Origin of the sequence: Pantoea sp. AG1095 (assembly GCF_003208415.1) — a bacterium.
GTDB classification, from domain to species: Bacteria; Pseudomonadota; Gammaproteobacteria; order Enterobacterales; family Enterobacteriaceae; genus Pantoea; species Pantoea leporis.
Genome location: NZ_QKMJ01000020.1, coordinates 1 through 14,257 on the forward strand (window position 1 = coordinate 1; position 14,257 = coordinate 14,257).

Here is a 14,257-nt window from a genome sequence, read left to right on the forward strand (position 1 = left end):
CCGATGGTAGTGTGGGGCCTCCCCATGCGAGAGTAGGGAACTGCCAGGCATCAAATAGTGAAGAAGCCCCGGACGAAAGTCCGGGGCTTTTTTACGTCTATACATTAGCAATTTCCCATCAGAAATAAGAAAACATCAAACTCGCAACCTACCGATCAGGTAAACTACGGTCAGATTAATCAGTAAAGGCCGTAAAATGTCCAGCCCCAATACATCCCTGAAAGCTTTCAACACTCTTGGTCTTACGATCAATGCACAAACGCTGACCATCGCTGAAACTCCTGACGCTATTACTTTGGCCTGGAAAAACAGTCAGCAATCAAATCTGCCTTTTATTGTATTAGGCGAAGGGAGCAACGTACTCTTTCTTGAAGATTTTAGCGGCTCGGTGGTAATTAATGCGATTAAAGGCATCGCTATCGAAGAGCATGACGAAGCCTGGCACTTGCATGTTGGTGCCGGCGAAAATTGGCATGCTTTAGTTGAAAAGACGCTAAAGAAGGGTATTACAGGGCTGGAAAACCTGGCGCTGATTCCTGGTATGGCCGGCTCAGCACCGATTCAAAATATCGGTGCATATGGTGTCGAATTTAAAGATATCTGTCACTACGTTGAAGCTATACATCTCCCAACGCAACATATGATTCGTTTGTATCGAGAAGAGTGCCAGTTTAGCTATCGCGATAGTATTTTCAAACATGCAATGAAGGATGACTATGTCATTGTTGCAGTGGGATTACGTCTGGCAAAACAGTGGAAACCTGTTCTAACTTATGGCGAGCTGACTAAGTTAAACCCAGCAACAGTGTGTGCCTGGGATGTATTCAATGCTATTTGCCATATGCGCCAAAGCAAACTGCCCGACCCAAAAATCACAGGTAATGTCGGTAGTTTCTTCAAAAATCCGCTGATCACAGCTGAGCATGCAGATGCGCTAATTAAGCAGTGGCCATCCATTCCTCATTATCCACAGGCCAGTGGCGAAGTGAAATTAGCAGCTGGCTGGTTGATCGACCAATGTGGTCTTAAAGGCTTCCGTGTAGGTGGCGCCGCAGTTCACCGTCAGCAGGCTTTGGTACTGATAAATGAAGATTATGCCACTCCACAGGATATTGTCGATTTAGCGCATCAGGTTAGAAATAGAGTCGGACAAAAGTTTGATGTTTGGCTGGAGCCAGAAGTGCGCTTTATCGGTGCTCGAGGCGAGCGTAATGCCGTTGAGGTAATTTCATGAAAGATAATAGCGTGCCGTTAAAGTTAGTGGCATTGGTGGCCGATGGTGAATTTCACTCTGGTGAGCAGCTGGGCGAAGCGCTTGGTATGAGCCGTGCTGCCATTAATAAACATATACAGACTCTCAAAAGTTGGGGTCTGGATGTATATACGGTAACGGGTAAAGGCTACAGCTTACCAGAGCCAATTCAGTTACTGGATGAAGAAATCATTCTGTCTCTCCTGCATCAACCTAATCTGGCGGTTATTCCTGTTATCGATTCTACCAACCAGTATTTGCTGGATCGGATGGATCAATTGCCGTCTGGCTACGCATGCATTGCCGAGTATCAGCAAGCAGGGCGCGGACGTCGCGGGCGTAAATGGTTTTCACCGTTTGGCTCCAACCTGTATATGTCCATGTATTGGCGTCTTGATCAGGGGCCAGCTGCGGCGATGGGCCTGAGTCTGGTGATTGGTATCATCATGGCAGAAGTGATTCAGTCATTAGGTGCTCCGGATGTCCGGGTTAAATGGCCGAATGATCTCTATCTTAACGATCTTAAGCTTGCTGGTATTTTAGTTGAGTTAACTGGAAAAACCGGCGATGCAGCTCAGATTGTTATAGGTGCTGGTGTCAATTTGCTGATGCGTTCAGAAGGCACGGCAGAAATTAATCAGGGTTGGATTAATCTTCAGGAAGCTGGTGTTGATATCGATCGCAACGAGTTAGCTGCGAAGTTGATCAATAGCCTGCGTGAAGCGTTACCTATTTTTGAGCGCGATGGTTTGGCGCCATTTGTTTCCCGCTGGGAAGCCCTTGATAACTTCATTAATCGCCCAGTGAAGCTTCTTATTGGGGATCGTGAGGTACATGGCATTGCGCGAGGTATTGATAAGCAGGGTGGCTTATTACTGGAGCAGAATGGAGTCATTAAATCCTGGGTTGGGGGTGAGATTTCTCTTCGTCCAGACAATTAATGCATCTGAGCTAACAAATTAAAATGCCCACGATCTTTATGGGCATTTTATAAAAAAGACTATTTCCTCAAACGTACACTTTGCACCGCATGATCAGCCGACTTCGTCATAATAAGACTTGCTCGTTCACGTGTAGGCAGGATATTTTCCTTTAAATTAAGCCAGTTAATCTCTTTCCACAGATCATGCGCAATATTGAGTGCATCCTCTTCGGGTAATTGCGAATAATGATGGAAATAAGAGTCCGGATCGCTAAATGCGCCCTCACGAAATTTCAAAAAGCGATTTACATACCAGCTCTCGAGTAAGGACTCTGGTGCATCGACGTAAATTGAAAAATCCACGAAATCAGACACAAATACATGATGAGGATCGTGAGGATAGTCCATACCGCTTTGCAGCACATTCAATCCTTCAAGAATAAGAATATCAGGCTGTTGTACGACTTTATCGCCATCCGGAATGACATCATAAATCAGATGAGAATAAACCGGCGCTGTCACCTGGCTAGCACCCGATTTTAAATCAGATACGAAGTTAACCAGGCGATGCATATCGTAAGATTGCGGGAACCCTTTTTTCTTCATCAAACCGCGTTCTTTAAGCACGGCATTAGGATGCAAAAAACCATCAGTAGTGATCAGTTCTACTTTGCGGTGTTCTGGCCAGCGGCTAAGAAGCGCCTGAAGCACACGAGCAGTTGTGCTTTTTCCTACCGCAACGCTGCCGGCAATACTGATGATATAAGGGATTTTCTGCCCATTAGTGCCAAGGAATTGCTCAAGCACCGCCTGACGACGCAGATTAGAACTGATATAAAAATTAAGCAGACGCGATAGCGGCAGATAAATCTCGGCCACTTCTTCTAATGAAAGATCTTCATTGATACCACGCAGTCGCTCAATTTCTCCTTCAGCCAACGTCATTGGTACTGAATCGCGTAGTGCTGCCCATTGCTGGCGATTGAACTGCAAATAAGGCGTAGTAAGAGGTGTCGTTTTTTTACTCATAAGCATGCATCTGAGTGCAAATTCTGATTCATCAACACCTTGCTGCATTAGGCATACGAAGATGTATCAAACTCAATTGCACGTCACAGGGGTAATTAACGAGAACAATGGGCAGGAGGGTAACACCAGTGTGACTTTAAAAAGAAGTAAAATGATAAACAGGAGCACGCTTTCGCAAGCGTGCCCGCATTTTTCTTGTCGGTCAGTAGCTTGTCGCTACATTTTCTGCTGGGCTGGTACGCAGACGTTTATAGTAAATCGCGCCGGGATGAGGATGCCCATCCGCGCATAATGCATAGTCGGGCAATTCCCCTAAATAGCGGTAGCCATGTGCCCGATAAAAAATTTCTTCTGCAGAACCTGCAATGACATCCAAATAAAGCAGACCACGCTGATAGCTTTCTGCCTTATGCTCAAGCGTCTGCATTAATCTGCGTCCAATCCCTTCTCGCTGAGCATTTGAATGCACAAGCAGCTGTAAAACTTCCGCGCGATTTTGTCCATCTGGACGCTGACAAATATTGAGCTGCACGCTTCCCACCACAACCGAGTCGATGACGGCAATCCATAGCAGCAACTCATGGCGTGCCATTTTGTTGCGTAAGCTATGAAAATAGCGCTCCGCATTCTGATACTGTTGCATCTTTTGCGAATGTTGAAATGCCGAAGTCATATTGTTTTTTACCGCTTCAACCATCAGGGCAGCCAAAGCCTGACGATAAAGGGGTAATGTTTCTGCAGTGAGCTGAACAATATTCATGCGACATCCTCCATTTAATGACCCGATTAAATAGATAAGCAAAATGCAGGCCAGCAGAAAAAACGAGTGTAGCGGGTAGTTTCACAAAAAATTTTCTACAATTTGCACAGCAGAAAGGCAGTGTGCTTCAAATATGTGCATTGAAAATGATGGCGGTTCATAGCAATCAATCGATGTGGTGGTGTAAAAATGCACAGGTTTAGGGTGATTTTACTGCAGCTGATGGCTGATTTGAGATGATTTGCACAAATAGTAAGCGATAGAACAATTTTGACGATTTTTTTGTTGCATCCTTCTTCGGGTATTCCTAGAATGCGCTCCACTTGATGCCGGCTTAGCTCAGTTGGTAGAGCAACTGACTTGTAATCAGTAGGTCACCAGTTCGATTCCGGTAGCCGGCACCATCAAGTAGGTGGGATTCCCGAGCGGCCAAAGGGAGCAGACTGTAAATCTGCCGTCACAGACTTCGAAGGTTCGAATCCTTCTCCCACCACCATCTCAACCTCCTGGTTGGGCGTCAGATAAAGTCTTTATCTGATGGGTGAGTTCTTCATCTCTCACCTTCGAATTTCAGATTGCGCATTAGCGCAATCAAAGTTGGTCAGCAACTCTGACCTGCTCGAATAATAGAAGGTCTTCTTTTATTATTCATAAGCTACAGAAAGAACAGGTAGCCGAGTTCCAGGATGCGGGCATCGTATAATGGCTATTACCTCAGCCTTCCAAGCTGATGATGCGGGTTCGATTCCCGCTGCCCGCTCCAGATGTGCTGATATGGCTCAGTTGGTAGAGCGCACCCTTGGTAAGGGTGAGGTCCCCAGTTCGACTCTGGGTATCAGCACCACTTCCTTTATCTCTCTCCTGATTCTCTCTCTGTAAACCAAACAGTCAGGCAATGCCTGGTTGATATGACGATATCTTCGATATATCCGTGTCTTAGAGGGACTAGCGATGGCTAAAGAGCAATTTCAGCGTAACAAACTGCACGTAAACGTGGGCACCATCGGTCACGTCGACCACGGTAAAACCACCCTGACTGCAGCAATTACTACCGTACTGGCTAAAACCTACGGCGGTAAGGCAAGCAAATTCGATGAGATCGATAAAGCGCCAGAAGAGAAAGCACGTGGTATCACCATCAACACTTCTCACGTTGAATACGAAACCCCGTCTCGCCACTATGCGCACGTTGACTGCCCAGGCCACGCCGACTATGTGAAAAACATGATCACCGGTGCTGCGCAGATGGACGGCGCGATCCTGGTTGTTGCTGCGACTGATGGCCCAATGCCACAGACCCGTGAGCACATCCTGCTGGGTCGTCAGGTTGGCGTTCCTTACATCATCGTGTTCCTGAACAAGTGCGACATGGTTGATGATGAAGAGCTGCTGGAACTGGTAGAGATGGAAGTACGTGACCTGCTGTCAGCTTATGACTTCCCAGGCGACGACACTCCAATCGTACGTGGTTCTGCTCTGAAAGCGCTGGAAGGCGATGCTGAGTGGGAAGCTAAGATCATTGAGCTGGCTGAGCACCTGGATACTTATATTCCAGAGCCAGTTCGTGCAATCGACAAGCCGTTCCTGCTGCCAATCGAAGACGTATTCTCAATCTCTGGCCGTGGTACTGTTGTTACCGGTCGTGTTGAGCGCGGTATCGTTAAAGTGGGCGACGAAGTTGAAGTTGTTGGCCTTAAAGATACTGTTAAATCAACCTGTACTGGCGTTGAAATGTTCCGCAAACTGCTGGACCAGGGTCAGGCAGGCGAGAACTGTGGTGTTCTGCTGCGTGGTATCAAGCGTGAAGACATCGAGCGTGGCCAGGTTCTGGCTAAGCCGGGTTCAATCAAGCCACATACCCAGTTCACTTCAGAAGTTTACGTTCTGTCTAAAGATGAAGGCGGCCGTCATACTCCGTTCTTCAAAGGCTACCGTCCTCAGTTCTACTTCCGTACTACTGACGTGACCGGTGACGTTCAACTGCCAGAAGGCGTTGAGATGGTAATGCCAGGCGACAACGTAAAAATGACCGTAACTTTGATCAAGCCAATCGCTATGGATCAGGGTCTGCGTTTCGCAATCCGTGAAGGCGGCCGTACTGTTGGTGCGGGTGTTGTTGCTGAAATTATCGCTTAACTGCGATAAGATTTGACGCAATGCACAAGGAAAGGGCATCATTTGATGCCCTTTTTGCACGCTGTTGTATAGAACCTGGCTCATCAGTGATTTTGCATCATAATCATTGCTGAGACAGGCTCTGTTTCACGGCGTTGGATACCGAGTTACGCTCAAAAGCTCATTCGGTTTGGATGCCTCGCACTGCGGGGCAGTATAGTTTCTGAATTATTGTGGCAGGTTGGTTTATGAGTGCGAATACCGAAGCTCAAGGGAGCGGGCGCGGCCTTGAAGCGATGAAATGGGTAGTTGTGATCGCATTGCTCCTGGTAGCAATCGTCGGCAACTATATCTATCGCGATGTAACATTGCCTCTGCGCGCGCTGGCTGTGGTTGTGCTGATCGCTGCAGCGGGCGGCATTGCTTTGCTGACAATCAAAGGCAAAGCGACTGTGGCATTTGCCCGTGAAGCTAAAACCGAAATGCGTAAGGTCATTTGGCCGACTCGCCAGGAAACACTGCACACCACGTTAATCGTTGCCGCGGTAACTGCCGTGATGTCACTGATTTTGTGGGGGCTGGATGGTATTCTGGTCCGTCTGGTATCGTTTATCACTGGCCTGAGGTTCTGAGATGTCTGAAGCTCCAAAAAAACGCTGGTACGTCGTTCAGGCGTTCTCCGGTTTTGAAGCCCGCGTAGCGAAATCGCTGCACGAGCATATCAAACTGCACAACATGGAAGAGCTTTTTGGCGAAGTCATGGTGCCGACTGAAGAAGTCGTCGAAATCCGTGGCGGCCAGCGCCGCAAAAGCGAACGTAAATTCTTCCCTGGCTACGTATTGGTTCAGATGGTAATGAATGACGCCAGCTGGCACTTAGTACGCAGTGTACCGCGTGTAATGGGCTTTATCGGTGGTACTTCCGACCGTCCTGCGCCAATCAGTGATAAAGAAGTTGATGCGATTATGAACCGCCTGCAGCAGGTGGGTGATAAGCCGCGTCCAAAAACGCTGTTCGAGCCAGGCGAGATGGTACGCGTCAGCGACGGCCCGTTTGCCGACTTCAACGGAGTGGTCGAAGAAGTGGACTACGAGAAGAGCCGCCTGAAAGTGTCCGTTTCCATCTTTGGCCGTGCAACGCCAGTGGAACTCGACTTCGCTCAGGTGGAGAAAGGTTAACCCTTCTGTTCACTTTTTAGCTCTTGCGGAAGGCGCGAAATTTACCTATAATTTCGCGCCTTTTGTTTTTATGTGCCCGCAACGGCATATAAATCGTTATCACGGGGAGCCTGTTTTTCAGGCGTTATAACCCAATTGAGGAATTATCATGGCCAAGAAAGTACAAGCCTACGTTAAGTTGCAAGTTGCAGCTGGTATGGCTAACCCAAGTCCACCTGTTGGTCCAGCACTGGGTCAGCAGGGTGTTAACATTATGGAATTCTGCAAAGCGTTCAACGCTAAGACTGAATCCCTGGAGAAAGGCCTGCCTACTCCTGTTGTTATCACCGTATACAGTGACCGTTCTTTCACCTTCGTTACCAAAACGCCTCCGGCTGCCGTACTGCTGAAAAAAGCAGCGGGCATCAAGTCTGGTTCTGGTAAGCCGAACAAAGACAAAGTCGGTAAAGTTTCCCGTGCTCAGGTACGTGAAATCGCAGAAACTAAAGCTGCGGACATGACTGGTTCTGACGTAGAAGCGATGACTCGCTCTATCGAAGGTACTGCTCGTTCCATGGGCCTGGTAGTAGAGGATTAAGAAATGGCTAAGCTGACCAAGCGCATGAGCGTAATCCGTGACAAAGTTGATGCTACTAAGCAGTACGACATTAACGAAGCTGTTGCTCTGCTGAAAGAACTGGCTACTGCCAAGTTCGTAGAAAGCGTTGACGTTGCCGTTAACCTCGGCATCGATGCACGTAAATCTGATCAGAACGTGCGCGGTGCGACCGTTCTGCCACACGGTACTGGTCGTTCAGTACGTGTTGCCGTCTTCACCCAAGGTGCAAACGCTGAAGCTGCTAAAGCAGCTGGCGCAGAACTGGTTGGTATGGAAGACCTGGCTGAGCAGATCAAAAAAGGCGAAATGAACTTTGACGTTGTAATCGCATCTCCAGATGCAATGCGCGTTGTTGGCCAGTTGGGCCAGGTTCTGGGCCCACGCGGTCTGATGCCAAACCCGAAAGTTGGTACTGTAACGCCTAACGTTGCTGAAGCAGTTAAAAATGCTAAAGCAGGTCAGGTTCGTTATCGTAACGACAAAAACGGCATCATCCACACCACCATCGGTAAAGTGGATTTTGACACTGACAAATTGAAAGAAAACCTGGAATCTCTGCTGGTTGCGCTGAAAAAAGCTAAACCATCACAGGCGAAAGGCGTGTACATCAAGAAAGTCAGCATCTCTACCACCATGGGCGCCGGCGTTGCCGTTGACCAGGCTGGTCTGAGTGCATCAGCAAACTAATTGCTGCTTGTAACGGGCGAAAAATTCATCTAGAATCTTACGCCCGTTGTTCTGGTTGTTTGCACAATTCAGAACCCAGATTCAAAGCGAGTGAGTGACAAAGTCTAAACACTTGGTTGTTTAGTCGCTTAGGTTGGAGCCAGGCCTTATCCTGGCCTCCGTCCGAGACCGCAGGAGCAGAATATTTTCGGATATCTTGCTTAATACCCTGCGTAGACGGTGACAGAACCAAAAAGAATTATTTCTTCGCTGGATTCTGCTCACCGTGTAATAGCGCTTATCGCCTTCGGGTGAATAAGTGAAGTGAGTTCCGGGAAATTATTCCCGGTCAATCCAGGAGCAAAAGCTAATGGCATTAAATCTTCAAGGCAAACAAGCGATTGTTGCTGAAGTTAGCGAAGTAGCCAAAGGCGCGCTTTCAGCGGTTGTTGCGGATTCCCGTGGCGTGACCGTTGATAAAATGACCGAACTGCGTAAAGCAGGTCGTGAAGCTGGCGTTTACATGCGTGTTGTTCGTAACACCCTGCTGCGCCGCGTCGTTGAAGGTACTCCTTTCGAGTGCCTGAAAGACACGTTTGTTGGTCCGACCCTGATTGCATACTCTTTGGAACACCCGGGCGCTGCCGCTCGTTTGTTCAAAGATTTCGCTAAAGCGAATGCAAAATTTGAGGTCAAAGCTGCAGCCTTTGAAGGTGAGCTGATCACGGCGGCCAATATTGACCGTCTGGCAACTCTGCCGACTTACGAAGAAGCACTGGCACGTCTGATGTCGACCATGAAAGAAGCCGCTGCTGGCAAACTGGTCCGTACTCTGGCTGCTGTGCGCGATGCAAAAGAAGCGGCTTAAGGCCAAATTCTTTTCCTTCGTGCTTGCTACCGTATAAACTTTTTCTGATTTTTAGGAACAATCGATATGTCTATCACTAAAGACCAAATTCTGGAAGCTGTTGCCGCTATGTCCGTAATGGAAGTAGTTGAGCTGGTTTCTGCTATGGAAGAAAAATTCGGCGTTTCTGCTGCTGCCGCTGTAGCTGTTGCTGCTGGCCCAGCTGAAGCTGTTGAAGAGAAAACTGAATTCGACGTAATTCTGAAAGCTGTTGGCGCTAACAAAGTCGCAGTAATCAAAGCAGTACGTACTGCAACTGGCCTGGGCTTGAAAGAAGCTAAAGACCTGGTTGAAGCTACCGGTACTATCAAAGAAGGCATCAGCAAAGATGACGCAGCCGCTCTTGAAGCTGCTCTGAAAGAAGCTGGCGCTGAAGTTGAAGTTAAGTAAGACAACCTTCGGGTTGCAGCCTGAGTAACATTAGGCTGATGGCTGGTGACTGTTTAGGTCACCAGCCTTTTTGCGCTACAGGGGAATGATGGCGTTTCGCACTGTTTGTCCATCATTCCTCTTCAATATCTTTTTCTATCGACGCCTTAATATATCGCTCTCCTGCGAAGGTTCCCTGCCTGAACAACGGCGATGAAATGATTTAAGAGTGATAGAAAGATGTATTGCATGGGGTGCTGCGCATCGCATGAAAAACAAAAAATAGTGTTGCATGAACTGTCCTTTTCAGGACGGACAGCGTGGTTCGACATGTCAGCTAGCTGAGGAACCCCATGGTTTACTCCTATACCGAGAAAAAACGTATTCGTAAGGATTTTGGTAAACGTCCACAAGTTTTGGACATACCTTATCTCCTTTCTATCCAGCTTGACTCGTTCCAGAAGTTCATCGAGCAAGATCCAGAAGGCCAGTACGGTCTGGAAGCAGCCTTCCGCTCCGTATTCCCAATCTCAAGCTACAGCGGCAACTCTGAGTTGCAGTATGTCAGCTACCGTTTGGGTGAGCCTGTCTTTGACGTAACTGAATGTCAGATCCGTGGCGTGACCTATTCGGCACCGCTGCGCGTGAAACTGCGTCTGGTGATCTACGAGCGCGAAGCGCCGGAAGGCACCGTAAAAGACATTAAAGAACAAGAAGTCTACATGGGTGAGATTCCACTCATGACGGACAATGGTACCTTTGTTATCAATGGTACTGAGCGTGTTATCGTTTCTCAGCTGCACCGTAGTCCTGGCGTGTTCTTCGACAGCGATAAGGGTAAAACGCACTCTTCCGGTAAAGTGCTGTATAACGCACGTATCATCCCTTACCGCGGTTCATGGCTCGATTTCGAGTTTGACCCGAAAGACAACCTCTTCGTCCGTATTGACCGTCGTCGTAAGCTGCCGGCCAGTATCATTCTGCGCGCGTTAAACTTCACTTCAGAACAAATCCTTGATCTGTTCTTTGATAAAGTCGTTTATGAAATCCGCGATAACAAACTGCAGATGGAACTGGTGCCTGAGCGCCTGCGTGGTGAAACCGCCTCCTTCGATATCGAAGCAAACGGCACGGTCTACGTTGAGAAAGGTCGTCGCATCACTGCGCGCCACATCCGTCAGCTGGAAAAAGACAACATTCAGCACATCGAAGTGCCAGTTGAATACATTGCTGGCAAAGTGGTTGCTAAAGACTACGTCGATCTGAACACCGGCGAGCTGATCGTTCCTGCAAACATGGAATTGTCACTTGATCTGCTGGCGAAACTGAGCCAGTCAGGCCACAAGCGCATTGAAACGCTGTTCACCAACGACCTGGATCACGGTGCGTACATCTCCGAGACTCTGCGTGTAGACCCAACCAACGATCGTTTAAGCGCGCTGGTTGAGATCTACCGCATGATGCGTCCTGGTGAGCCACCAACGCGTGAAGCTGCTGAAAACCTGTTCGAGAACCTGTTCTTCTCTGAAGATCGTTACGATCTTTCTGCGGTTGGCCGTATGAAGTTCAACCGTTCTCTGCTGCGTGATGAGATCGAAGGTTCAGGTATCCTGAGCAAAGACGACATCATCGAAGTGATGAAAAAGCTTATCGGTATCCGTAACGGTATCGGTGAAGTGGATGATATCGATCACCTCGGTAACCGTCGTATTCGTTCTGTTGGCGAAATGGCAGAAAACCAGTTCCGTGTGGGTCTGGTGCGTGTTGAGCGTGCAGTTAAAGAGCGTCTGTCTCTGGGCGACCTCGATACGCTGATGCCTCAGGACATGATCAACGCTAAGCCGATTTCGGCGGCGGTGAAAGAGTTCTTCGGTTCAAGCCAGCTGTCCCAGTTTATGGATCAGAACAACCCATTGTCCGAGATTACGCACAAACGTCGTATCTCTGCTCTGGGCCCAGGCGGTCTGACCCGTGAGCGCGCCGGCTTCGAAGTACGTGACGTACACCCAACGCACTACGGTCGTGTATGTCCTATCGAAACTCCGGAAGGCCCGAACATCGGTCTGATCAACTCACTCTCGGTTTACGCGCAGACTAACGAATACGGTTTCCTTGAAACCCCGTATCGCCGCGTTGTTGACGGGAAAGTGAGTGATGAAATTCATTACCTCTCTGCAATTGAAGAGGGTAACTACGTTATCGCTCAGGCAAACACCAACCTCGCAGAAGATGGCAGCTTTGTTGACGATCTCGTCACCTGCCGTAGCAAGGGTGAGTCAAGCCTGTTCAGCCGCGATCAGGTTGACTACATGGACGTTTCCACCCAACAGGTGGTTTCTGTCGGTGCTTCACTGATTCCGTTCCTGGAGCACGATGATGCTAACCGCGCCTTGATGGGTGCGAACATGCAACGTCAGGCGGTTCCAACTCTGCGTGCTGATAAGCCGCTGGTTGGTACCGGTATGGAACGCGCAGTAGCGGTTGACTCCGGTGTAACTGCTGTCGCGAAACGTGGTGGTACCGTTCAGTACGTTGATGCTTCTCGTATCGTTATCAAAGTTAACGAAGAAGAGATGTATCCGGGCGAAGCGGGTATCGACATCTACAACCTGACCAAGTACACCCGTTCTAACCAGAACACCTGCATCAACCAGATGCCGTGTGTCAATCTGGGTGAGCCGATTGAGCGTGGCGACGTGCTGGCAGATGGCCCGTCTACCGACCTCGGTGAACTGGCGCTGGGTCAGAACATGCGCGTGGCGTTCATGCCATGGAACGGTTACAACTTCGAAGACTCCATCCTCGTATCCGAGCGTGTGGTTCAGGAAGACCGTTTCACCACTATCCACATCCAGGAACTGGCATGTGTGTCTCGCGACACCAAGCTGGGGCCAGAAGAGATCACCGCTGATATCCCGAACGTGGGTGAAGCTGCGCTTTCTAAACTGGATGAATCCGGCATTGTGTATATCGGTGCGGAAGTGACCGGTGGCGACATTCTGGTTGGTAAGGTAACACCGAAAGGTGAAACCCAGCTGACGCCAGAAGAGAAACTGCTGCGTGCGATCTTCGGTGAAAAAGCCTCTGACGTAAAAGATTCGTCACTGCGCGTTCCGAACGGCGTATCCGGTACTGTTATTGACGTGCAGGTCTTCACTCGCGATGGCGTGGAAAAAGACAAGCGCGCGCTGGAAATCGAAGAGATGCAGCTGAAGCAGGTTAAGAAAGACCTGTCTGAAGAACTGCAGATCTTCGAAGCTGGCCTATTTGGCCGTATCCAGGCCGTACTGATCTCGGGTGGTGTTGAAGCTGAGAAGCTGGACAAACTGCCACGTGAGCGCTGGCTGGAGCTGGGCCTGACTGACGAAGAGAAGCAGAACTCTCTGGAGCAGCTGGCTGAGCAGTACGACGAACTGAAGCACGAGTTTGAGAAGAAACTTGAAGCTAAGCGTCGCAAGATCACCCAAGGCGATGATCTGGCACCAGGCGTGCTGAAAATCGTTAAGGTGTATCTGGCCGTTAAACGTCAGATTCAGCCTGGTGACAAGATGGCAGGTCGTCACGGAAACAAGGGTGTTATCTCGAAGATCAACCCTATCGAAGACATGCCTTACGATGAGAACGGTACGCCGGTCGACATCGTACTGAACCCGCTGGGCGTACCATCGCGTATGAACATCGGTCAGATTCTGGAAACTCACCTCGGTATGGCGGCTAAAGGCATTGGTGAAAAAATCAATGCGATGCTGAAGAAGCAGGAAGAAGTCTCCAAACTGCGTGAGTTCATCCAGCGTGCTTACGATCTGGGCACTGATGTGCGTCAGAAAGTTGACCTGAACACCTTTACAGATGACGAAGTACTGCGTCTGGCAGAGAACCTGAAGAAGGGTATGCCAATCGCGACTCCGGTGTTTGACGGTGCGAAAGAGAGCGAAATCAAAGAGCTGCTGCAGCTCGGCGGATTGCCTTCTTCCGGTCAGATCACCCTGTTCGACGGCCGTACTGGTGAGCAGTTTGAGCGTCAGGTAACCGTAGGTTACATGTACATGCTGAAACTGAACCACCTGGTTGACGACAAGATGCACGCACGTTCTACCGGTTCTTACAGCTTGGTTACTCAGCAGCCGCTGGGTGGTAAAGCGCAGTTCGGTGGACAGCGCTTCGGTGAGATGGAAGTGTGGGCACTGGAAGCATATGGTGCCGCGTATACCCTGCAGGAAATGCTTACCGTTAAATCTGATGACGTTAACGGCCGTACGAAGATGTATAAAAACATCGTCGACGGTAACCATCAGATGGAACCGGGCATGCCGGAATCCTTCAACGTACTGTTGAAAGAGATTCGCTCGCTGGGTATCAACATCGAGCTGGAAGACGAGTAAGTACTCGCAAGTACTGGTTACGGGACGTGCACTTCGGGTGCGCGTCCCTGAGAGTTCCACTCCGACGGGAGCTAATCC

At 49.2% G+C, this 14,257-nt stretch carries 12 protein-coding genes and 4 tRNA genes; 14 read left to right on the plus strand and 2 right to left on the minus strand.

Annotated features, from left to right (window positions below):
• Window positions 1–196: 196 nt before the first annotated feature.
• Complete coding sequence (murB, locus tag DEU53_RS22555; protein ID WP_101762583.1) at window positions 197–1,234, plus strand: UDP-N-acetylmuramate dehydrogenase; 1,038 nt, start codon at window positions 197–199, stop codon at window positions 1,232–1,234.
• On the plus strand, window positions 1,231–2,193 hold the full coding sequence (birA, locus tag DEU53_RS22560) for a bifunctional biotin--[acetyl-CoA-carboxylase] ligase/biotin operon repressor BirA (RefSeq protein WP_110868433.1): 963 nt from the start codon (window positions 1,231–1,233) through the stop codon (window positions 2,191–2,193). Before murB ends, birA begins: the two co-directional genes overlap by 4 nt.
• Window positions 2,194–2,252: 59 nt before the next feature.
• Here birA and coaA read toward each other — a convergent pair whose 3' ends face one another.
• Together coaA and DEU53_RS22570 are read right to left on the minus strand one after the other, a co-directional pair.
• The gene (coaA, locus tag DEU53_RS22565; protein WP_101762581.1) at window positions 2,253–3,203 is read right to left on the minus strand and encodes a type I pantothenate kinase; all 951 of its coding nucleotides are present in this window, start codon (window positions 3,201–3,203) and stop codon (window positions 2,253–2,255) included.
• 202 nt (window positions 3,204–3,405) lie between these two features.
• Window positions 3,406–3,963: a GNAT family N-acetyltransferase gene (locus tag DEU53_RS22570; protein ID WP_110868434.1), complete on the minus strand. Its 558-nt coding sequence runs from the start codon at window positions 3,961–3,963 to the stop codon at window positions 3,406–3,408.
• A gap of 328 nt (window positions 3,964–4,291) precedes the next feature.
• Here DEU53_RS22570 and DEU53_RS22580 point away from each other — a divergent pair.
• The 12 genes from DEU53_RS22580 to rpoB all read left to right on the plus strand — a co-directional run bounded on the left by DEU53_RS22580 (window position 4,292) and on the right by rpoB (window position 14,179).
• A tRNA-Thr gene (locus tag DEU53_RS22580) sits at window positions 4,292–4,367 on the plus strand.
• Between the two features lie 7 nt (window positions 4,368–4,374).
• Window positions 4,375–4,459 (plus strand) — tRNA-Tyr (locus DEU53_RS22585).
• 192 nt (window positions 4,460–4,651) lie between these two features.
• Window positions 4,652–4,726, plus strand: a tRNA-Gly gene (locus tag DEU53_RS22590).
• Between the two features lie 5 nt (window positions 4,727–4,731).
• Window positions 4,732–4,807, plus strand: a tRNA-Thr gene (locus tag DEU53_RS22595).
• 107 nt (window positions 4,808–4,914) lie between these two features.
• Window positions 4,915–6,099 (plus strand): elongation factor Tu, encoded by a 1,185-nt coding sequence (gene tuf / locus DEU53_RS22600; protein ID WP_110867595.1) that lies wholly within the window; start codon window positions 4,915–4,917, stop codon window positions 6,097–6,099.
• A 227-nt stretch (window positions 6,100–6,326) separates the two neighbouring features.
• Entirely contained in the window at window positions 6,327–6,710 is a 384-nt protein-coding gene (gene secE / locus DEU53_RS22605) for a preprotein translocase subunit SecE (protein WP_064741592.1), read from the plus strand.
• A 1-nt stretch (window position 6,711) separates the two neighbouring features.
• Window positions 6,712–7,257, plus strand: coding sequence for a transcription termination/antitermination protein NusG (nusG, locus tag DEU53_RS22610; RefSeq protein WP_007886300.1), 546 nt, complete (start codon window positions 6,712–6,714; stop codon window positions 7,255–7,257).
• A gap of 148 nt (window positions 7,258–7,405) precedes the next feature.
• A complete protein-coding gene (gene rplK / locus DEU53_RS22615) occupies window positions 7,406–7,834 on the plus strand; it encodes a 50S ribosomal protein L11 (protein ID WP_007886298.1) in 429 nt (142 codons plus the stop codon).
• A 3-nt stretch (window positions 7,835–7,837) separates the two neighbouring features.
• On the plus strand, window positions 7,838–8,542 hold the full coding sequence (gene rplA, locus DEU53_RS22620) for a 50S ribosomal protein L1 (RefSeq protein ID WP_007886296.1): 705 nt from the start codon (window positions 7,838–7,840) through the stop codon (window positions 8,540–8,542).
• A 349-nt stretch (window positions 8,543–8,891) separates the two neighbouring features.
• The gene (gene rplJ, locus DEU53_RS22625) at window positions 8,892–9,389 is read left to right on the plus strand and encodes a 50S ribosomal protein L10 (protein ID WP_007886294.1); all 498 of its coding nucleotides are present in this window, start codon (window positions 8,892–8,894) and stop codon (window positions 9,387–9,389) included.
• Between the two features lie 66 nt (window positions 9,390–9,455).
• Window positions 9,456–9,818 (plus strand): 50S ribosomal protein L7/L12, encoded by a 363-nt coding sequence (gene rplL, locus DEU53_RS22630; RefSeq protein ID WP_101763017.1) that lies wholly within the window; start codon window positions 9,456–9,458, stop codon window positions 9,816–9,818.
• Window positions 9,819–10,150: 332 nt separating this feature from the next.
• Window positions 10,151–14,179 carry a DNA-directed RNA polymerase subunit beta gene (gene rpoB, locus DEU53_RS22635; RefSeq protein WP_008108400.1) on the plus strand — a complete coding sequence of 1,343 codons (4,029 nt, stop codon included), beginning with the start codon at window positions 10,151–10,153 and terminating at the stop codon, window positions 14,177–14,179.
• Window positions 14,180–14,257: the final 78 nt, after the last annotated feature.